Origin of the sequence: Pseudomonas sp. A2 (genome assembly GCF_023100865.1) — a bacterium.
GTDB lineage: Bacteria > Pseudomonadota > Gammaproteobacteria > Pseudomonadales > Pseudomonadaceae > Aquipseudomonas > Aquipseudomonas asiatica.
This window is the reverse complement of the sequence record NZ_CP039127.1, coordinates 4,999,653-5,019,672: the sequence shown is the minus strand read 5'-3', so window position 1 is coordinate 5,019,672 and position 20,020 is coordinate 4,999,653. Positions and strand designations below refer to the sequence as shown.

The following is a 20,020-nucleotide window of genomic DNA, read 5'->3' as shown; positions in this document are numbered from 1 at the left end:
GTGATCCGATGAATCCTGGGGCCGCTTTGCGGCCCTATCGCGACACAAGGCCGCTCCTACAGGGGAACGCGTCAAGTTCAGGCTGACGCTGTACCTGTAGGAGCGGCCTTGTGTCGCGATAGGGCTGCGCAGCGGCCCCAATAACGGCGATCACGATGAAGGTACTGTTGATCATCCTGATAATGGTTGCGGGTTGTGCCCGGGCCGAAGACTGGCCTGAACCCGACTGGCCAATCGACAACACCCCCCTCGACTGGCAAGCCGTCGACGCCTACGCCTTCCCCGCACGCACCACCCCCGAACGCAGCGGCATCCGCACCGACGCCCTGCTGATCATCCGCGACGGCCGCATCCTCCACGAACGCTACGCCGCCCCCAGTACCGCCGCCACCGCCCACCTCACCTGGTCGATCAGCAAGAGCGTACTCGCCACGCTATTGGGCGTAGCCCAGGGCGAAGGCCGCTTCCAGCTGCAGGACCCGGTGACCCGTTTCTACCCGGCCATGCACGCCCATCCCGGCGTGCGCATGGCCGATCTGCTGCATTGGGCCAGCGGCCTGGACTGGCAGGAAGACTACGAGTACGCCCCGCTCAAGTCCTCGGTGGTGGCCATGCTGTATACCCGTGGCCGCGAGGACATGGCGGCCTACACGGCGGCGCGGGAAGCGGTGGCCAGCCCGGGCCAGCGGTTTCTCTATTCCAGTGGCGACAGCAACCTGCTGGCCGCCGCGTTGCGCGGCATGCTCGATGCCGGTCAGTACCCCGACTACCCCTGGCATGCGCTGTTCATTCCGTTGGGGATCGACAGCGCGGTATGGGAGCGGGACCGCGCGGGTACCTATGTGGGTTCGTCCTACCTGTACCTCAGCGCTCGCGACCTGGCGCGCATCGGCCTGCTGATGCAGCGCGACGGGAGTTGGCAGGATCGGCAATTGCTGCCCAAGCCCTGGGTGGCTTTCAACCGCACGCCGTTTGCCGATGCCGAAGCACTGCCCGGCGAGGCCAACCCCGGTGGCCACTGGTGGCTCAACCAGCCGCTGCCCGGCGCAGCACGGCCTTGGCCGAGTGCCCCCGCAGACACCTATGCCGCCCTTGGCCACTGGGGCCAGGCGCTGTACGTGCTGCCCGCGCAAAAGCTGGTGATCGTGCGTTACGCCGATGACCGCGACGGCAGCTACCAGCACGATGAACTGCTCAAGCGGATACTCGCGGCGCTGGCTGGGGAGGGAGCATGAAGCGGGTGCTGCTGGTGGTGTTGCTGGGGGTGGTGTACTGGGCCTGGCATGAGCGCCAGGCCCTGACGGACTTCCCCGGTATCCTTTCGGCCTACTCGGCCAAGGAATATTGCTCGTGCCGCTTCGTCATGGGGTTTGAGCCGGCGTATTGCCAAGGCTACGTGAAGCAATGGCTGCCGCTGAGCCTGCTGGAGGAAGACAGCCAACAGCGGCAGGTCACCGCCGAAGGCCTGGGCCGTCGCAATCAGGCTGCCTGGCAAGGCCCGCGCGAGGGCTGCCGCTTGCTGCCGTGAAGGCGGGCGGGTAAGGTTGGCGGCCTGGTTTCACGAGATCTGTCATGTTCAAGCTGCCCCGCCTGCTGCCCGCCTTGTTGCTGGCTTTTTGCCTGCCCGCCCACGCCAACTGGCACCTCGATGGCGAGTCTTCGCGCCTTTCGTTCATTACCGGCAAGAACGGTAACACCGCCGAAGTGCACCGCTTCCTGGTGCTGCATGGCACGGTCGACCGCAAGGGTGTGGCCGGGTTGAGCATCGAGATGGACTCGGTGAGCAGCGGTATTCCGCTGCGTGATGAACGCATGCGCGAGGACCTGTTCGAGGTCGAGCGCTTTGCCGAAGCCAAGGTGCAGGCGCAACTGGACCTACGGCCGATCAACGACCTGGCCAACGGTGCCCAGATCGAACTGCGCCTGCCATTGACCGTGACCCTGCATGGCCAGTCACACAGCTACAACGCCCTGCTGCTGGCCACCCGCCTGGACGAGCGACGCTTCCAGGTGGTGACCCTGGAGCCCCTGGTGCTGCGCGCCGAGGATTTCGGCCTGCTGCCGGGGCTGCAACGCCTGCGCAAGTTCGCCGGGCTCAAGTCCATCAACCCGTCGGTGCCGGTTAGCGCGGTGCTGATCTTCACCGCCCGCTGACATGCCGGGGCCGGTCTTTCCCTGGCGGGATGGCAACCAGTTCGAACTGCTGATCGACGGCCCCGAGTTTTTTCCGCGCATGCTCCTGGCGATCATGCGCGCCGAGTTCCAGGTCGACCTGGAACTGTACCTGGTCGAGGCCGGTGACTGCGCGGATGCGGTGGTCGCAGCGCTGGAGCAGGCTGCCCGACGTGGCGTGCGGGTGCGCTGCCTGTTCGACGACTATGGCTCGCTGGCCTTCAACAGCAAGTTGCGTCAGCGCCTGCTGGACGCAGGTGTTTACCTGCGCTGGTACAACCGCCTGCGCTGGAAGCGTGGCTTGCGCAACCTGTACCGCGATCACCGCAAGTTGCTGCTGGTGGACGAACGCTGGGCAGTGGTGGGCGGCACGGGCGTCACCGACGAGTTCTGGACGCCCGGCGAGGCGACCAGTGAATGGCACGAGGTGATGGTGCAGATGCAAGGGCCGGTGGTAAGCGACTGGCAGTTGCTGTTCGACCGCCAGTGGCACGCCAACAACCGTCGCACCGCCTGGCGCCCCGCCGAGGGCTTTGGCCTGCCGCGCCTGCCCAAGGTGCCTGCGCAGGGGCAGGGCATGGGCCGGGTGGCCTATGCCGACGCCCGCCAGCACCAGGACATCCTGCATTCGCTGGTGCGCGCGATCAACAGCGGCAAGCAGCGAGTGTGGCTGGCCACGCCTTACTTCCTGCCGACCTGGAGCGTGCGCCGGTCGCTGCGCCGGGCTGCCGGGAAGGGGGTCGATGTGCGGCTGCTGCTGACCGGGCCGCGCACCGATCACCCCTCGGTACGTTACGCCGGGCACCGCTATTACCCGCGTCTGCTGCGCGCCGGGGTGCGTATCTACGAGTACCAGCCGTGTTTCCTGCACCTGAAGATGGTGTTGATCGACGACTGGGTCAGTATCGGCTCATGCAACTTCGATCACTGGAACCTGCGCTTCAACCTCGAGGCCAATATCGAGGCACTCGACCCGCCGCTGACGGCTGCCGTGCAGGCCAGTTTCGAGCGTGATTTCGCCTTGAGCGAGGTGGTCGACCTGGGCCACTGGAATGCCCGGCCGCTGTGGCGCCGGGTGAAGCAGCGGTTGTGGGGGTGGCTGGACCGGTTGGTGGTCAACTTGCTCGACCGTCGCGACTGAGACCAGCTATCGTGCAGTGATTGGCTCAAGGCAATCGAAGGAGTGGGTGCGATGACGGCAAAGAAAATTCTCATGTTGGTCGGCGACTACGTCGAAGATTACGAAGTCATGGTGCCGTTCCAGGCGCTGAGCATGGTCGGGCACACGGTGCATGCGGTATGCCCGGAAAAGGTCGCGGGGCAGACGGTGCGTACCGCGATTCATGATTTCGAGGGCGAACAGACCTACAGCGAAAAGCCGGGGCACAACTTTGCCTTGAATTATGACTTCGTGCGTGTACGGCCCGAGAGTTACGACGCGCTGCTGATCCCGGGTGGTCGTGCGCCAGAGTACCTGCGCCTGGATGAGAAGGTGCTGGAGCTGGTACGCGCATTCAACCAGGCCGGCAAGCCGATCGCGGCGGTATGCCATGGTGCCCAGTTGCTGGCGGCGGCTGGCGTGCTGGAAGGGCGCGAATGCAGTGCGTACCCGGCGTGTGCCCCGGAAGTGCGCTTGGCGGGCGGGACGTTCATCGATATCGCGGTGGACCAGGCGCATGTGGACGGCAACCTGGTGACGGCACCGGCATGGCCGGCGCATCCGGCGTGGTTGGCGGCATTCCTCAAGGTGCTTGGTACCCGTATTGCCTGAGAGGGCCTCTTCGCGGGCATGCCCGCTCCCACATGTACCTCACTGCTCTCACGTCTGTGGGATCCCTGTGGGAGCGGGCGAGCCCGCGAATAGGCCAGTACAAGCAATACACCCTAATCAGGCCACCTGCTCGACCCAGTCATTGAGGTTGTAGTAGTTGGTCACCCGGGCAATTTTCCCGCAGTGGATATAGAAGAACGCCCCTGCCGGCAGCACATAGGTCTGCCCGTTGGCCGCCGGCAACCCTTCGTCATCGGCCAGATATTCCCCATGCACGGTGAACTCCGCCGCCGCGCGGCTGCCGTCGGCGTTCTGCATCACCACGATATCGGCCAGGCGCTCGCGGTAGCAGCGGTTCATCTTGTCCATGAACGCTGCAAACCGGGCCTTGCCCATCTGCCGCTCGCCCTGGTTGATGTCGTGGATCACATCCTCGCTGAGCAGGGCGAGAAAGGCCGGCATGTCGCCCGCATTGAAGGCGGCGTAGTAAGCATTTACCAGTTCAGTAGCGGTCATGGAACAATACCTGTCGTGGAGGGAAAAGGCGGGTTGTCGCTCCGGATGATAGGGTTTCCCCTCAAGCCCGGCTTAGCCGAGCGCGTCATCCACATCGACAAAACGACCGCCAAGCATGGAAATACGCCTGTTGCACGGCGCCGCTATCGCGCCTTACATCGATGACCTCGCTCGCCTGCGCCTTACCGTGTTTCGCGAGTTTCCCTACCTTTATGACGGCACCCCGGAGTACGAGGCCGACTACCTGGCCACTTATGCCCGCTCCGGGCGCAGCCTGGTGGTGCTGGCGCTGGACGACGGCAAGGTGGTCGGCGCCTCCACCGGCCTGCCGCTGGTGGATGTCGCCCCCGAGTTCCAGCAGCCGTTCCTGGCCCAGGGGCGCGACCCGGCCAGCGTGTATTACTTCGGTGAATCGGTGGTACTGCCCGAGTACCGTGGCCAGGGCCTAGGGGTGCGCTTTTTCATCGAGCGCGAGTCCTACGCACACAAGCTGGCCGAGTTCGACTATTGCGCGTTCTGTGCGGTCGAGCGGCCAGGTGTGCATCCGCGGCGGCCTGCGGACTACAAGCCGTTGCATGGCTTCTGGCGTAACCGCGGCTTCCTGCACGACCCGTCGCTGCGCACCAGCTACGCCTGGCGCGACCTGGACGAGCAGGAAAGCTCCGACAAGCTGATGTCGTTCTGGCTCAAGGAACTGCCGATATGATCCGCCTGGCGGCCTGCCAGTACGCCATCGAGCTGCATGAAACCTGGGAGGCCTACGCCGATCATCTGCAAGCCCTGTGCGCCGAGGCGGTGGACGCGGGGGCCCGCTTGCTGCTGTTGCCGGAGTACGCCGGCCTGGTGCTCAGCGGGCAGCTGAGTGCCGAGCAGCGGGGTGACCTGAAGGCTTCCATCGCCGGTATCCAGCCGCTGATCGAACCCTGGAGGGCCTTGTGCGAGAGCCTTGCCCGGCGCTGGGGAATCTACCTGCAACCGGGTAGCGTACCGGTGCTGGACAGCGATGGGCGCTACCGCAACCGTGCCTGGCTGTTCGGCCCCCAAGGTGTGCTGGGGTACCAGGACAAACTGATGATGACCCGTTTCGAACGGGAGCAGTGGGACATAGCCGCGGGCCAGGGGCTGCAGGTGTTCGACACTGAACTGGGGCGCCTGGGCATCCTGATCTGCTACGACAACGAATTCCCGATGCTGGCGCGGCGCCTGGCGGAGGGTGGTGCCGACCTGATCCTGGCGCCGAGCTGTACCGACACCGAGGCGGGTTACCACCGGGTGCGCATCGGTGCCCAGGCGCGGGCGCTGGAGAACCAGATTGCGGTAATGCAGAGCCCCACGGTCGGGCTGGCGCCCTGGTCGCCGGCGCTGGACGAGAATATCGGCCGGGCAGGGCTGTTCGTGCCGCCGGATCATGGGATGCCGGGGGATGGGGTGGTGGCCTTGAGTGAAGAATCGATCCCTGCCACTAGTCAGTGGCTGGTCTGTGAGGTGGACCTTGAGGAAGTACGGCGGGTGAGGCGGGAAGGGCAGGTGTTTACCCGCAGGGACTGGCCGGAGCAGTTTGACCGGATCTGCCCTCTGTAGGAGCAGCCTTGTGCTGCGAATGGGCCTGTGCTCACCCAAATATCTGTGAGTGACACAAGGCCTCTTCGCAGCACAAGGCTGCTCCTACAAAGAGCAGGGCCGTGACGCTTTTGCAGCAGATTTACTTCACTTCAACTGCCAGGCTCTGGGCAATCTTGCTCTGCCACAGGGCAGGGCCAGTGATGTGTACCGACTCACCGTTGCTATCCACGGCAACGGTCACCGGCATGTCCTTGACCTCGAACTCGTAGATCGCTTCCATGCCCAGCTCGGCGAAGGCCAGGACCTTCGACTTGCGGATGGCCTGGGCCACCAGGTAGGCAGCACCGCCGACGGCCATCAGGTACACGGCCTTGTTGTCCTTGATCGCTTCGATGGCGGCAGGGCCGCGCTCGGACTTGCCGATCATGCCGAGCAGGCCGGTCTGCTCGAGGATCTGGCGGGTGAACTTGTCCATGCGGGTGGCGGTGGTCGGGCCGGCTGGGCCTACCACTTCGTCACCGACCGGGTCGACCGGGCCAACGTAGTAGATGAAGCGGCCTTTCAGGTCCACCGGCAGCTCTTCGCCACGGTTGAGCATTTCGACCATGCGCTTGTGCGCGGCATCGCGGCCGGTCAGCATCTTGCCGTTGAGCAGGATGGTTTCGCCCGGCTTCCAGCTCGCGACTTCTTCCGGGGTGATGGCGTCGAGGTTGACGCGACGGGCGCTCGGGCCGGCTTCCCAGACGATTTCCGGGTAGGCGTCCAGCGACGGCGCTTCCAGCTCGGCCGGGCCGGAGCCATCGAGCACGAAGTGGGCGTGGCGGGTGGCGGCGCAGTTGGGGATCATGCACACCGGCAGCGAAGCGGCGTGGGTCGGGTAGTCCATGATCTTGACGTCGAGCACGGTGGTCAGGCCACCCAGGCCCTGGGCGCCGATGCCCAGCTGGTTGACCTTCTCGAACAGCTCCAGGCGGATTTCTTCCAGGCGGTTCTGCGGGCCACGGGCTTTCAGTTCGTGGATGTCGATGGACTCCATCAACACTTCCTTGGCCATGACGGCGGCCTTCTCGGCGGTACCGCCGATGCCGATGCCGAGCATGCCAGGCGGGCACCAGCCAGCGCCCATGGTCGGGACGGTCTTCAGTACCCAGTCGACGATCGAGTCGGACGGGTTGAGCATGGCCATCTTCGACTTGTTCTCCGAGCCGCCGCCTTTGGCTGCGACATCGACCTCGACCTTGTCGCCGGGGACGATGGAGTAGTGGATCACTGCCGGGGTGTTGTCCTTGGTGTTCTTGCGGGCACCGGCCGGGTCGGCCAGGATCGAAGCGCGCAGGACGTTTTCAGGCAGATTGTAGGCGCGACGCACACCTTCGTTGATCATGTCGTCGACGCTCATGGTGGCGCCGTCCCAGCGCACGTCCATGCCCACGCGGATGAACACGGTGACGATACCGGTGTCTTGGCAGATCGGGCGATGGCCAGTGGCGCACATGCGCGAGTTGATCAGGATCTGGGCGATGGAATCGCGCGCAGCAGGCGATTCTTCACGCAGATAGGCCTCGTGCATGGCCTGGATGAAATCGACGGGGTGGTAGTACGAGATGAATTGCAGGGCGTCGGCGACGCTCTGAATCAGGTCGTCTTGCTTGATCACGGTCATGCAGCGCGCTCCTCTTAAAGACGGGAACATTCATTACGGCGCTCGACGGTGCCGACCAGCGTGTCGAAGCGCCTTGCAAGGCGCCGGCAGGTCAGGCCGACGGAAAAAGGCGCGGCAGTATAGCGCGCATCCGTGCCGGGCACACCTGCGGTCGGTCTGGACCATGGTCGGCAGTGTTTGGGCATCCTTTTTGCTGCCGTTGCGTGCTTGGCTTAAAGTGCACTGTGATATGTGGAGAAAGACCGACCATGCCCGTACTTTGCGTGGGCGAGCGCCGCTGGGCGGTGCCGACCGGCAGCAACCTGCTCGATGCCTTGAACGAGGCCGGGCTGAACGTACCCTACAGTTGCCGCGCCGGCAGTTGCCATGCCTGCCTGGTGCACTGCCTGGGCGGGCAACCGCTGGATGCCATGCCCGAGGCCCTGGCGCCGGACAAGCATGCCCAGGGCTGGCGGCTGGCCTGTCAGTGTCGGGTAGTCGAAGATCTGCGCGTGGCGCTGTTCGACCCGCAGCAGGATGGCCTGCCGGCGCAGGTCTGTGCCCTGGACTGGTTCGGCGATGTGCTGCGCGTGCGGCTGCGGCCCGAAAGGGCAATGCGTTACCAGGCGGGGCAGCATGTGGTGCTGTGGAATGGCGCGGTGGCGCGGCCTTACTCCTTGGCCAGCCTGCCGGGCGAAGATGATTTCCTCGAGTTTCATATCGACTGCCAGCACCCCGGCGCCTTTTGTGACAAGGCCCGTGGCTTGCAACTGGGTGATGTGCTGCGCCTGGGCGAGCTCAGGGGTGGGGCCTTGCACTACGACCCGGACTGGCAGCAGCGGCCGCTGTGGTTGCTGGCGGCGGGGACCGGGCTGGCGCCGTTGTGGGGCATCTTGCGCGAGGCTCTGCGGCAGGGGCACCAAGGGGAAATCAGGGTCATGCATGTGGCGCGCGAGGGCGTTGGGCATTATCTGGCCGAGCCGTTGCGCCAGATGGCGGATGTGAATGTCGAGTTGGTACTGGCAGAGCGGCTGGATGAAGCGTTGGCCGGGTTGCGGCCGTCATCGCGGCAGACGGTGGCGCTGGTGTGCGGGGCGCCGGGGAGTGTCGAGCGGTTTGCCCGGCGGCTGTTCATTGCCGGGGTGCCACGGGGGCAGGTGTTGGCCGATGTGTTTGTCGAGCATGCCTGAGTGAGCAGGGGAGGGCTTTGCCCTCCTTTCGCGACACAAGGCCGCTCCTACAGGGGAATGCGTATCCCTTGTAGGAGCGGCCTTGCGTCGCGAAGGGCCGCAAAGCGGCCCCCTTTCAGCAGGATCAACCGACCAGCGGATCACCGACATGCAGGATCTTCATGCCATTGGTGCCACCGATGGTGTGGTAGCTGTCACCCTTGGTCAGGATTACCCAGTCACCTTGCTCCACCAGGCCACGCTTGAGCAGTTCGTCGACCGCTGCCTGACTCACCTTGTCGGCCGGCAGCGAGGCCGGATCGAAGGCGATCGGGTACACGCCGCGGAACATGTTGGCACGGGCCTGGGTAGCGCGGTGCGGCGACAGGGCGAAGATCGGCACGTGCGAACGCAGGCGCGACATGATCAGCGGGGTGTAGCCACTCTCGGTCAGGGCGATGATCGCCTTCACGCCTGGGAAGTGGTTGGCGGTGTACATGGCCGCCAGGGCGATGCTCTCGTCGCAGCGCTCGAAGGTAGTGTGCAGGCGGTGGCTGGACTTCTGGCTGGTCGGGTGCTTTTCGGCACCCAGGCAGATGCGGGCCATGGCCTGGACAGCTTCGATCGGGTAGGCACCGGCGGCGCTCTCGGCCGACAGCATCACCGCGTCGGTGTTGTCCAGCACGGCGTTGGCTACGTCGGACACTTCGGCACGGGTCGGCATCGGGTTCTGGATCATCGACTCCATCATCTGGGTCGCCACGATCACCGCCTTGTTGTTGCGGCGGGCGTGCTGGATGATCTTCTTCTGGATGGCGATCAGCTCGGCGTCGCCGATTTCCACGCCCAGGTCGCCACGGGCGACCATGACGGCGTCGGAGGCGAGGATCAGCTTGTCGAGGGTCTCGTCGTCGGCCACCGCTTCGGCGCGTTCGATCTTGGCAACCAGCCAGGCGCTGCCGCCAGCTTCGTCACGCAGCTTGCGCGCGTATTCCATGTCGCTGGCGTCACGCGGGAAGGACACGGCCAGGTAGTCCAGGTCCATTTCCGCGGCCAGCTTGATGTCGGCCTTGTCCTTCTCGGTCAGGGCCGGTGCGGTAAGGCCGCCACCTTTACGGTTGATGCCTTTGTGGTCGGACAGCGGGCCACCGATGATCACCACGCAGTGCAGGGCATCTGCGGTGGCGGTCTCGACGCGCATCACCACGCGGCCATCGTCGAGCAGCAGTTCGTCACCAACGCCGCAGTCCTTGACCAGGTCGGGGTAGTCGATACCGACGATGTCCTGGTTGCCTTCGGTCAGCGGGTGGGCGGTGGAGAAGGTGAACTTGTCACCGATCTTCAATTCGATACGCTTGTTGGCGAACTTGGCGATGCGGATCTTCGGACCCTGCAGGTCGCCCAGCAGTGCAACATGGCGGCCGTTCTTGGCGGCGATGTCACGGATCAGGCGCGCGCGGGCCTTGTGCTCGTCCGGAGTGCCGTGGGAGAAGTTCAGGCGTGCCACGTCCAGGCCGGCGAGGATCAGCTGTTCGATCACTTCCGGCGAGTTGCTGGCGGGGCCAAGGGTGGCGACGATTTTGGTACGGCGGATGCTCATGCACAGACTCCTATAGTGAAGCGCAGCGAAAGGCTACTCCTGAATCTCGCTGTAGTCATTGTTCCGTTGCACTACCTGCGACCGAGGCAGGGTGGCATTTGAACGGGCAGGGCATCCTTGCAAAAGGATGTGAAGATTTGCCGGCAAAGGCCGATACACTGGCATCAAAGGAGACCCCCATGCGAGCCCTGATCGTTTTAGCCCTGGCGGCCAGCGCCGTCGGCTGCACCCGCTGGTCCATGGACCACCACCTGAACAATGCCTACCGTGCCTACGACCGTGGCGATTGCGCGCGGGTCATGCTCGAGCTGTCGCAGGTCGACCGCACCAGCCGTGCACGACCGTTCATCCACCCCGAGGTGTCGCTGCTGCGCGGCCAGTGCCTGGAGCGCCAGGCCTTGTACGTGGATGCGGCGCAGACCTACCAGTACCTGATCCAGCAGTACCCGGGCAATGAATACGCCTATCGTGCCCAGGCACGCCTGCAGACCCTGGAGAAACTCGGCCATTTGCGCGGCACCGAAGCCGCCGTGGCGAACCCGGTGACCGCCGCACCTTGGCGTTAACACCAAGGTGTGATTTATTTCACGGGATTTGCCGCGCGCGCTGCGCTAATCTGTAACTCAGTTGTTACAACAACCGCCAGTTCCACGTATTCCTGGCATCGGATACGGACTGCACTTGCGATCATGTTCAACAAGCGCCACATCGAACGCCATCAGCTGCCTTGTGTTCTCAAGGTGTTCAACCGCATTACCGGCCAGGCCATCGGCCAGCTGGGTAACGCCTCTGAAGACGGGCTGATGCTGATAAGCCAGCTACCTGTGCTGGTCGGGCCCGACTACGATCTGCAATTACGCCTGCCGCTGCTTGGTGGCGGGCATCAATTCGTCAACCTTACCGCCAGCTGCCTGTGGTGTCGTGAAGACCAGACGCCCGGGCACTACGATTCCGGTTTCATGCTGCTGCAGGCCCCCCGCGAGTACGATGAATTCGTCCGTTCGTTGCGCGACTATTTCAGTTTCCGCCCCGCCAACGCATCTGCCTGAACCTGCTGAGCCCCGGGCCCAGCTACTGGAATCGCGCTAGAATCGGGTCGACCTCGATACAGGACGACCCCGTGACCTCCAGCATTTTCTGGCACGACTACGAAACCACCGGCATCAACCCGCGTTGCGACCGGCCGCTGCAGGTGGCCGGCGTGCGCACCGACTTCGACCTCAACGAAATCGACGAGCCGATCAGCCTTTATTGTCGGCCCTCCGACGATATCCTGCCGCACCCGGCGGCTTGCACGGTGACCGGCATCACCCCGCACCTGCTGGCCGAGCAGGGTTTGTGCGAAGCGGAGTTCATGACCCGGGTGCATGCGCAACTCGCGCACCCTGGTACCTGCGGTGCCGGCTACAACACCCTGCGCTTCGACGACGAAGTGACCCGCTACAGCCTGTACCGCAACTTTTTCGACCCTTATGCCCGAGAGTGGCAGGGCGGCAACAGCCGCTGGGACCTGATCGACATCGTGCGCACGGCCTATGCACTGCGCCCGGACGGCATCGAGTGGCCGCAACAGGACGGGCGCACCAGCCTGCGTCTTGAACTGCTGAGCAAGGCCAATGGCATCGACCACGGGCATGCCCACGAAGCGCTTTCCGACGTGCGGGCAACCATCGCCCTGGCCCGCCTGATCCGTCAGAAACAGCCCAAGTTGTATGACTGGCTGTTTCAGTTGCGCAGCAAGCATAAAGTGATGGAGCAGATCAGTTTGTTGCAGCCACTGGTGCATATATCCGGGCGCTTCTCGGCGGCACGCAATTACCTTGGTGTCGTATTGCCACTGGCTTGGCACCCGCGTAATCGCAATGCACTGATTGTGTGCGACCTGCATCAGGAAACCCTACCGTTACTACGGGAAAGTGCTGAAGTTCTACGCCAGCGTTTGTATACCCGCCATGAAGAACTGGCCGAAGGCGAATTACCCGTGCCGCTCAAATTGGTGCAGATCAATCGCTGCCCGGTACTGGCGCCACTTTCGGTATTGCGCCCGGCCGATCAACAACGGTTGGGCCTGGACTTGACGTTGTTACAATTGCGCGGCGAAGAATTGGCCGAGCAACAGGCGCAATGGCAAGACAAGCTGGAACACATCTACGGCAAGGAAGACTTTGCCCCGAGTGAAGACCCGGAACAACAGTTGTATGACGGTTTTCTGGGGGACCGTGACCGCCGCTTATGCGAGCAAGTTCGTGCACTGGAACCGGCGCAGTTGAGCCGTGGGCAGTGGATGTTCGATGACCCGCGCCTGCCTGAACTGTTGTTCCGCTATCGGGCGCGCAACTTCCCCGAGACCCTGACCGGCGAAGAGCGGCAACGCTGGTTCAGCTTCTGCCAGCAGCGCCTGAGCGACCCGCAGTGGGGCGCGCCGAATACGCTGGGCGATTTCGAACAGGCGCGGCAGCAAGTCTGGGAGGGCGCTGACGATGCCGGGCGGCGTGTGCTGGATGCCTGGCAGGTACATGCCAGGCAATTGCAGGCACAGTATGCAGTTGGCTGAGCGCTGGCACAAAACGCGGACAAACAAAAACGCCGGCAATATGCCGGCGTTCTTGTTGCGATAAGCAGCAGGCGTGTGCGGACAATCAGTCCAGCAGGGTCGCCCAGCTTTCAACCACATCGCCACCCCACTTGGCTTTCCATTCTTTCAGGGTCTTGTGGTTGCCGCCTTTGGTTTCGATCACTTCATTGTTGTGCGGGTTCTTGTATTGCTTGACCTTGCGTGCACGCTTGGTGGCGGTAGTCTTGACCGCACCACGAGGTGCCTTGCTCAGTTTCGACTCTGGGTCGAGCAGGGCAATCACGTCGCGCAGCGACTTGGAGTATTCGCCCATCAGTGTGCGCAGTTTGCCTTCGAACTCCAGTTCTTTCTTCAGCTTGTCATCCTGCGACAGGTTGGCCAGGCGGGCCTGAAGTTCCTTGATGGCTTCTTCGGTAGCGCGGTACTCGTTGATCAGGGACATGGAGTGTTCCTTAATGCGTGTTCAGAAATGTGTGGGGCAATAATAGACAGGCAATACTCGCAAGTAAACATATTGTTGGGCAATTAACTGTTAACTAAGCTGTGACAACCATTTCTCTACGTGAACAAAAATTTACAATTAACCCTGCATTTCGTCATGTCTGTCAGAGAATGCCGGCAGTGCATCTCGTCAGGAACACAGGCCACGGCCGCTGCGATCAATACTGCGTTTTTCCTGGCGGGCCGCTAGAATGAGCGCCTTTGCGAAGTTCTGGAGTCTCATTCATGCGCACCTATCGTCTGGTGATCGCCTGCCCCGACCGTGTTGGCATCGTGGCGAAAGTCAGTAATTTCCTGGCCTTGTACAATGGCTGGATCAACGAAGCCAGCCACCACTCTGATGAGCAGAGCGGTTGGTTCTTCATGCGCCATGAAATCCGCGCCGAATCGCTGCCGTTCGGTATCGAAGCCTTCCGTGAGGCGTTTGCGCCGATCGCCGAAGAGTTCTCCATGACCTGGCGCATTACCGACTCGGCGCAGAAAAAGCGCGTGGTACTGATGGCCAGCCGCGAGTCGCACTGCCTGGCCGACCTGCTGCACCGCTGGCACACCGATGAACTGGACTGCGAGATCCCTTGCGTGATCTCCAACCACAACGACCTGCGCAGCATGGTCGAGTGGCACGGTATTCCGTTCTTCCATGTACCGGTCGACCCCAAGGACAAGGCACCGGCCTTTGCCGAAGTTTCGCGCCTGGTGCAGGAGCATGCCGCCGACGTGGTGGTGCTGGCCCGCTACATGCAGATCCTGCCGCCGCAGCTGTGCCAGGACTATGCTGAAAAGGTGATCAACATCCACCACAGCTTCCTGCCGTCGTTCGTCGGCGCCAAGCCGTATCACCAGGCCGCCCTTCGTGGTGTGAAACTGATCGGAGCGACTTGCCACTACGTAACCGAAGAGCTGGACGCCGGCCCGATCATCGAGCAGGACGTGGTACGTGTCAGCCATGCCGACAGCATCGATGACATGGTCCGCTTTGGCCGTGATGTGGAGAAGATGGTGCTGGCCCGTGGCCTGCGTTATCACCTGGAAGACCGGGTGCTGGTGCATGGCAACAAGACTGTGGTGTTTGACTGATACAGACTGGTTGCCTGTGAGGTTCTGGGGCAGCTTTGCAGCCCATCGCGACACAAGGCCGCTCCTACAAGGGATCGCGTACCGGCACTGCGTCGCGTAACTCCTGTAGGAGCGGCCTTGTGTCGCGAAAGGGGCGCAAAGCGCCCCCGGCAATCTTGAGGGATACGTAATGGCGAAGACTCGCAATCACCCCACCGCCTCACCCCCACCCACCCTCGGTGAAGGCTGCCTGGCCCGCTACGATCCCGAAGCCCTGGCCGACACCGATGGCACCGATTTCCCCGGCGCCGCGGAACTCTGGCAGCAGCTCAACCCGCCTGACGCCGCCAGCGATCCAGCAGCGGGCGCGCCAGCAGACACACAAACACCGGCCCACCCGCCAGCAGATAAAAGTAGTAAGTGACCGCCCGCCATATCAGGATCGCCGCAGCCGCGGTCGAACTGCCCACCAGTGGCGTCAGCAGGCTGGCCGAAGTCAGCTCGGCGGCGCCGGCACCACCCGGCAACAGGCTGAACTGGCCAGCACTGAGCGACAGCATCTGCACCAGGAAGCTGGGGATCCACGCCAAGTCTACCCCCAACCCCCTCAATACCAGATACAACACGCTGTAGCGCAGGCCCCAGTGGGCGCAGGTCAGGGTGAACACCAAGGTCAGCGTACGCTTGGGCAGGCGCCAGGTCTGCGCCAGTGCATCGATGAAGCGTAGCAGTTTGCGTGCCCAGCGCCGCTTGCGCTGGCGGCTCATGCCCAGGCGGCGCAGCAACCTGCCGTTCACGCGCATCACCGTGCGCCGGTAGCGCAGCAGGCCGATCACCCCGGCCAGTGCCGTGCACAGCAGCAACGCGCTGCCCAGCAACATGCTCTCCTGGCTGCGGCCCAGGCTGTGGAACAGCGCATAGCCGGCAATAGCCAGCATCGCGCAGAAAAAGAACACCAGGTCGTTCAGCTGATCCATGGCAAACACCGCGCCGCTGCGCGCCGGGCCGATCCGGTCACGTGCCAGCAGGGCCATCAGGGTCAAGGGGCCGCCGCTGCCGCCGGGGGTGGTACAGATGGCGAACTCGGTAGCCATCACCACACCCAGGCTGCGCAGGCGCCCGAGCCTTGCTCCTTGCTGGCCGAGCAACAGGCGCAAGCGGATGGCGTTGATGACCCAGCAAAGCAGGATCATGCCCAGCAGGGTCAGCATGAGGCTGGGGGCGAAGCGCTGCAGCCTCGGTAAAAGCTCGCTGCCACCGAGCAGGGCCGGCACCAGCACGGCACCCAGCAGTGCCAGGGCCAGCCAGGCCAGGCGGTTCATACGCTGGCCTGGCGGTCGAGCCAGGTGGACTTGGTCAGCGGCTCGCGGCCCTGTGCCAGTAGCGTGTGCAAGGTGTTCAGCCAATAGTCACGGGACGCGCGATGGCGCATGTCCACCGGGTGCAGGCCCAGGCGCAGGGTCTGGGCGTCGCGCCAGCGCCGGCATTGCCAGTCGCACAGCACCCGTGACAGGCCACGGCGCCAGGCACTGCGTGCACTCCAGACAAGCCCTGGGGCCTTGATCGCGGTGAAGTCCGGTAAACGATACAGGTGCTGTGGCGTGCTGGTGTAGCGCAGCGGCAGACGGCGCAGTGCCTGGCGGGTGCCTTCGCTCATCAGCCAGGCAGGCGCGACGAAGCCTGCCACTGGCCAGCCCTGCTGGGCGAACAGTGCAAGGCCGTGCTCCAGGCGTTGCAGGGCCTGCTGCTGGTCAAGGGCGTAGAATTCCCCTTCGTGGGTATAGATGCGGCGCATGAAGTATTCGCCGGGTGTGCGCGGTGGTGGCCCGCTGTCGGCATGGTAGAAGCCGTGCAGGGCAAGCTCGTCGCCCTGGGCCAGGCGCCGTTCCAGCAAGCGGCAGAAGGTAGGCGAGCGTTGCAGCGGGTTGCGGTGGTGAAAGTCCGGCACCACCAGCCAGGTCATGGGGATGCCGCCGATGGCGTCGACGGCCTGGACGAAAGGCTGGTAGTCCGGCCACGTTTCGGGCGCGACATCGTGCAGCACCAGCATCAGGCTGCGCGATGCCGGTAGCGGCTCAGCCATGGGCACGCACCTGTGGCTGGTGGCCGAGCACAGCCTGGTAGTGCTGCAGCAGGCCGGTGACCACGTTGTCCCACGAATAGTGCTGCTCGGCATGGCGACGGGCCTGTACCCCAAGCGTGCGCACACCGGCTTCGAACGCCTCTTGCACGGCCGTCGCCATGGCTTGGCTATCGTTGGGGCGGCACAAGCGCCCGCACTGTTCGTTGACGATTTCGCCGAAAGCACCTGCGCGCACGGCCACTACCGGCGTGGCGCTGGCCATCGCTTCGAGAATGACCAGGCCGAAGGTTTCCTGGTCACCGGCATGCACCAGCAGGTCGGCGCTGGCCATCAGCCGGGCGACTTCCGGTGCCGGGCAGAAGTGACCGATCACACTGACGTTCCGCGGTACGTTGGCCGGCATGTTCGAACCCACCAACAGCAAGTGGTAGGGGTGGCCCAGGTGCTGCATGCAGTCGAGCAGCACTGGCAGGTTCTTTTCTCGCGAGCCACGGCCGGCGTAGATCAGCAGGCGACTGGTTTCGGCAATACCCAGTTCGGCACGCAGCTGCGGGTCGCGCTGGTTGGGGTGGAAGGTGGCCAGGTCGACGCCCAGGCGCTGCACGTGCACATCGCGCACGCCCAGGCGGCGCAACTTGTCTGCCATGACCTGGCTGGGGGCCAGGACCCGGTCGAAATTGCCGTACAGCTTGCTGACATAGGCCTCGACATTGGGGGTGAACCAGTTGCCCATGCGATTGCTGACCAGCAGCGGCAGGTCGGAATGGTAGAAGCCGATTACCGGCACGTCGAGCTTGCGCCGCGCTTCCAGCGCAGCCCAGGCGGTCAGGTAGGGGTCGCCGACTTCGATCAGGTCGGGCTTGAGCCTGCGCAGCACATTGCACCAAGGGGCCAGGCGTACCGGGAAGCGGTAGCCATTGCCGAACGGCAGCGGCGGTGCGGGCACCTGGTATATGCCATCGGCGTGCTGGGCGCTGGCACCGGGTATCAGCAAGCTGTGGCGGACGCCCTGGATGGCGTCGAGGCGGTGGTGTTTGGCATCAAGATAGGTACGTACGCCACCACTGGCGGGGGCGTAGAACATGGTGATGTCGGCGATGTGCACGATCAGCATCCCTCCGGGATCGTCTTCGGGTCTGTCATCCGGCGTTAACGGGCCGGCGATGACGCGCCTAAAGGTTGACCTATCAGAAGGATAGTTTGTTCGATCGGGGTTGGGCGGGGTTGGGAAGAGGGTAGGCTGCACAAGCGTTGTAGGAGCAGCCTTGTGCTGCGAAGGGGCCAGAGAAGGCAACACAGTTGTATTGCCTGTACTGGCCTCTTCGCAGCACAAGGCTGCTCCTACAAAGAGAGGAGTAGCACTTGTCAGATGCGGAAGCTGCCCACCAGATGCTTCAGGCGGCCGGCCTGCTGCTCCAGGTCGGAGCAGGCACGCAGGGTGGCCTGCAGGTTTTCCACGCCCTCCTGGTTGAGCATGTTGATCTCGTTGATGTCCATGTTGATCGCCTCGACCACGGCGGTCTGCTCTTCGGTGGCGGTGGCTACCGACTGGTTCATGCCGTCGATCTCGCCGATGCGCACGGTAACGCTGTCCAGCCGCTCACCGGCCTGGTTGGCGATCTGCATGCTGTCCTGGCTGTGGCGCTGGCTCTGGTCCATGGTCTCGACCGATTCGCGCGCGCCGACCTGCAGTTCCTCGATCATGGTCTGCACCTGTTGCGCCGACTCCTGGGTGCGGTGCGCCAGGTTGCGTACTTCATCGGCGACTACGGCAAAACCACGCCCGGCTTCACCGGCACGGGCCGCTTCGATGGCCGCGTTCAGCGCCAGCAGGTTGGTCTGCTGGGAAATGCTGGTGATCACCTCAAGGATCTGACCGATGTTGACGGTCTTGCTGTTCAGCGTCTCGATGTGCGCGCTGGAAGTGACGATCAGGTCGGACAGGCGGTTCATTGCCGCAATGTTGCGTTCCACCACCTGCTGCCCTTCTTCGGCCAGCAACCGCGCCGAACTGGCGTGCTGCGAGGCCTGGGCGGCGTTGCCGGCAATTTCCTGGGCGGCGGCGCCCAGTTCGTTGATGGCGGCGGCCACGCTGTTGGTGCGGTTGGACTGTTCGTCGGAGTTGGTCATCGACGAGTTCGAGGCACTGATGACCCGCAGGGCAACTTCGTTGACCTGCTCGGTGGCCGAGGACACTTCGCGGATCGAACTGTGAATACGTTCGACAAAACGGTTGAAGGCGCTGCCCAGGATGCCGAACTCGTCATGGTTGTGGATGCGCAGGCGCTTGGTCAGGTCGCCTTCACCTTCGGCGATGTCTTCCATGGCACGGGTCATGGTGTGCAGCGGCTGCATCAGCACGCGGATCAGCAGCCCGAGCAGGCCGATGATGATCACCACCGCCACCAGAGTGGCGATCACCGCCGAGGTGCGGAAGGTGCTCAGCATCGAGAAGGCCTTGTCCTTGTCCACCGACAGGCCGATGTACCAGTTGGCCGACGGCAGGCCGGTGATCGGGGTGAAGGTCAGCAGGCGGGCCTGGCCGTCGCTCTGCACTTCGGTCAGCTCACCGCTCAGTTTCGGCGTGTGCTGCGGGAACAGGTCCGACAGCGACTTCATCACCAGGTCTTTGTCCGGGTGCACCAAGATCTTGCCTTGATCGTTGACCAGGAAGGCATAGCCCATGCCGCCGAAGTTCAGCGAGTTGATGATCTGCACCAGGCCGTCCAGGGCCAGGTCGCCACCGACGACACCGACACTGGCGGAAACCTTGCTGAGGATGCCGATGACCATCTTGTTGGTGGTCATGTCGATGTACGGCTCGGTCAGGGTCGCGCCGGCGGCATTCATGCCGTCCTTGTACCAGGGGCGGGTGCGCGGGTCGTAACCGTCGGGCATTTTCGAATCAGGGCGCACGCTGAAGCCACCGTCGACCTTGCCCAGGTAGACGGTGAGGAAGCTGGAAACCAGCGCATTCTGGCCCATCAGGGTTTCGGCGTTGGTCGGGTCCTGGGCTATGTTCTGTGCCAGGTTTTCCACCAGCTTGATACGGCCTTCGAACAGGTTGCGGATATTGGTCGAAGTGGAAGCGCCCATTTCAGCCAGATAGTTCTCGAGGTCCTCGCGGATCGCATTACGCTGGAGGTAATCGTTGTAGAGCGTGAAAAGGCTGAAGGCGAGTATCACGATCAGTGATGCTGCCAAAAGAATCTTGTGGCTGAAACGAAGGCTTTTGTTCATGGCGTAATCGGTTCCGCTAAGGTTTCATATCAGGCGTTTGCACGCGTGGAGTCGCAAAGCAGTGCAATATCCCGAAAAGTCCCTTTTCGGTTGTTCCTCTCTATTAAGGCGAATATCACCCACAGGTATCGG

Annotated in this window: 20 protein-coding genes; 12 read left to right on the top strand and 8 right to left on the bottom strand. The window is 63.5% G+C overall.

Annotation, left to right across the window (positions count from 1 at the left end; translation table 11 throughout):
• Positions 1 to 155: 155 nt before the first annotated feature.
• Genes E5221_RS23260 through E5221_RS23240 form a run of 5 tightly spaced genes read left to right on the top strand, consistent with a single transcriptional unit; the run spans position 156 to position 3,943 of the window.
• Positions 156 to 1,235: a serine hydrolase gene (locus tag E5221_RS23260; protein WP_247846523.1), complete on the top strand. Its 1,080-nt coding sequence runs from the start codon at positions 156 to 158 to the stop codon at positions 1,233 to 1,235.
• On the top strand, positions 1,232 to 1,528 hold the full coding sequence (locus E5221_RS23255) for a hypothetical protein (RefSeq protein ID WP_039613782.1): 297 nt from the start codon (positions 1,232 to 1,234) through the stop codon (positions 1,526 to 1,528). Before E5221_RS23260 ends, E5221_RS23255 begins: the two co-directional genes overlap by 4 nt.
• Positions 1,529 to 1,572: 44 nt before the next feature.
• Complete coding sequence (locus E5221_RS23250) at positions 1,573 to 2,154, top strand: YceI family protein (RefSeq protein ID WP_013974065.1); 582 nt, start codon at positions 1,573 to 1,575, stop codon at positions 2,152 to 2,154.
• 1 nt (position 2,155) lies between these two features.
• Complete coding sequence (locus E5221_RS23245; RefSeq protein ID WP_247846522.1) at positions 2,156 to 3,313, top strand: phosphatidylserine/phosphatidylglycerophosphate/cardiolipin synthase family protein; 1,158 nt, start codon at positions 2,156 to 2,158, stop codon at positions 3,311 to 3,313.
• 51 nt (positions 3,314 to 3,364) lie between these two features.
• Positions 3,365 to 3,943, top strand: a complete 579-nt coding sequence (locus E5221_RS23240) for a DJ-1/PfpI family protein (RefSeq protein ID WP_186675098.1) — start codon at positions 3,365 to 3,367, stop codon at positions 3,941 to 3,943.
• Positions 3,944 to 4,060: 117 nt separating this feature from the next.
• Here E5221_RS23240 and E5221_RS23235 read toward each other — a convergent pair whose 3' ends face one another.
• A complete protein-coding gene (locus E5221_RS23235; RefSeq protein ID WP_025340507.1) occupies positions 4,061 to 4,459 on the bottom strand; it encodes a nuclear transport factor 2 family protein in 399 nt (132 codons plus the stop codon).
• 115 nt (positions 4,460 to 4,574) lie between these two features.
• On the opposite strand from E5221_RS23235, the gene E5221_RS23230 reads away from it, so the two are divergent.
• Together E5221_RS23230 and E5221_RS23225 are read left to right on the top strand one after the other, a co-directional pair.
• A complete protein-coding gene (locus E5221_RS23230) occupies positions 4,575 to 5,165 on the top strand; it encodes a GNAT family N-acetyltransferase (RefSeq protein ID WP_013974061.1) in 591 nt (196 codons plus the stop codon).
• Positions 5,162 to 6,040: a carbon-nitrogen hydrolase family protein gene (locus tag E5221_RS23225; RefSeq protein WP_247846521.1), complete on the top strand. Its 879-nt coding sequence runs from the start codon at positions 5,162 to 5,164 to the stop codon at positions 6,038 to 6,040. The genes E5221_RS23230 and E5221_RS23225 overlap by 4 nt, the downstream gene beginning before the upstream one ends.
• 121 nt (positions 6,041 to 6,161) lie before the next feature.
• On the opposite strand, the gene E5221_RS23220 is transcribed toward E5221_RS23225, so the two are convergent.
• Positions 6,162 to 7,685: a fumarate hydratase gene (locus E5221_RS23220; RefSeq protein WP_013974059.1), complete on the bottom strand. Its 1,524-nt coding sequence runs from the start codon at positions 7,683 to 7,685 to the stop codon at positions 6,162 to 6,164.
• A gap of 248 nt (positions 7,686 to 7,933) precedes the next feature.
• Between E5221_RS23220 and E5221_RS23215 the strand changes: the two genes are divergently transcribed.
• Positions 7,934 to 8,854, top strand: a complete 921-nt coding sequence (locus E5221_RS23215) for an iron-sulfur-binding ferredoxin reductase (protein WP_247846520.1) — start codon at positions 7,934 to 7,936, stop codon at positions 8,852 to 8,854.
• Positions 8,855 to 8,978: 124 nt separating this feature from the next.
• Here E5221_RS23215 and pyk read toward each other — a convergent pair whose 3' ends face one another.
• Positions 8,979 to 10,433 (bottom strand): pyruvate kinase, encoded by a 1,455-nt coding sequence (gene pyk / locus E5221_RS23210; protein ID WP_013974057.1) that lies wholly within the window; start codon positions 10,431 to 10,433, stop codon positions 8,979 to 8,981.
• A 179-nt stretch (positions 10,434 to 10,612) separates the two neighbouring features.
• On the opposite strand from pyk, the gene E5221_RS23205 reads away from it, so the two are divergent.
• The 3 genes from E5221_RS23205 (at position 10,613) to sbcB (ending at position 12,987) form a co-directional block, all read left to right on the top strand.
• Complete coding sequence (locus E5221_RS23205; RefSeq protein ID WP_003259593.1) at positions 10,613 to 10,999, top strand: hypothetical protein; 387 nt, start codon at positions 10,613 to 10,615, stop codon at positions 10,997 to 10,999.
• Between the two features lie 123 nt (positions 11,000 to 11,122).
• The gene (locus tag E5221_RS23200; protein WP_003259592.1) at positions 11,123 to 11,482 is read left to right on the top strand and encodes a PilZ domain-containing protein; all 360 of its coding nucleotides are present in this window, start codon (positions 11,123 to 11,125) and stop codon (positions 11,480 to 11,482) included.
• Positions 11,483 to 11,553: 71 nt separating this feature from the next.
• Positions 11,554 to 12,987 carry an exodeoxyribonuclease I gene (gene sbcB / locus E5221_RS23195; RefSeq protein ID WP_247846519.1) on the top strand — a complete coding sequence of 478 codons (1,434 nt, stop codon included), beginning with the start codon at positions 11,554 to 11,556 and terminating at the stop codon, positions 12,985 to 12,987.
• 85 nt (positions 12,988 to 13,072) lie between these two features.
• Here sbcB and mvaT read toward each other — a convergent pair whose 3' ends face one another.
• Positions 13,073 to 13,450, bottom strand: a complete 378-nt coding sequence (gene mvaT, locus E5221_RS23190) for a histone-like nucleoid-structuring protein MvaT (RefSeq protein WP_003259590.1) — start codon at positions 13,448 to 13,450, stop codon at positions 13,073 to 13,075.
• A gap of 284 nt (positions 13,451 to 13,734) precedes the next feature.
• Here mvaT and purU point away from each other — a divergent pair, with 284 nt between their 5' ends.
• Positions 13,735 to 14,586, top strand: a complete 852-nt coding sequence (gene purU, locus E5221_RS23185) for a formyltetrahydrofolate deformylase (protein ID WP_023662871.1) — start codon at positions 13,735 to 13,737, stop codon at positions 14,584 to 14,586.
• 308 nt (positions 14,587 to 14,894) lie between these two features.
• Here purU and E5221_RS23175 read toward each other — a convergent pair whose 3' ends face one another.
• The 4 genes from E5221_RS23175 to E5221_RS23160 form a co-directional block, all read right to left on the bottom strand.
• On the bottom strand, positions 14,895 to 15,887 hold the full coding sequence (locus E5221_RS23175) for a lysylphosphatidylglycerol synthase transmembrane domain-containing protein (RefSeq protein WP_039613775.1): 993 nt from the start codon (positions 15,885 to 15,887) through the stop codon (positions 14,895 to 14,897).
• A complete protein-coding gene (locus E5221_RS23170) occupies positions 15,884 to 16,648 on the bottom strand; it encodes a DUF2334 domain-containing protein (protein WP_015271659.1) in 765 nt (254 codons plus the stop codon). Before E5221_RS23170 ends, E5221_RS23175 begins: the two co-directional genes overlap by 4 nt.
• Complete coding sequence (locus tag E5221_RS23165; protein WP_123084930.1) at positions 16,641 to 17,762, bottom strand: glycosyltransferase family 1 protein; 1,122 nt, start codon at positions 17,760 to 17,762, stop codon at positions 16,641 to 16,643. The genes E5221_RS23170 and E5221_RS23165 overlap by 8 nt, the downstream gene beginning before the upstream one ends.
• Before the next feature lie 251 nt (positions 17,763 to 18,013).
• On the bottom strand, positions 18,014 to 19,888 hold the full coding sequence (locus E5221_RS23160) for a methyl-accepting chemotaxis protein (protein WP_061551884.1): 1,875 nt from the start codon (positions 19,886 to 19,888) through the stop codon (positions 18,014 to 18,016).
• Positions 19,889 to 20,020 lie beyond the last annotated feature (132 nt).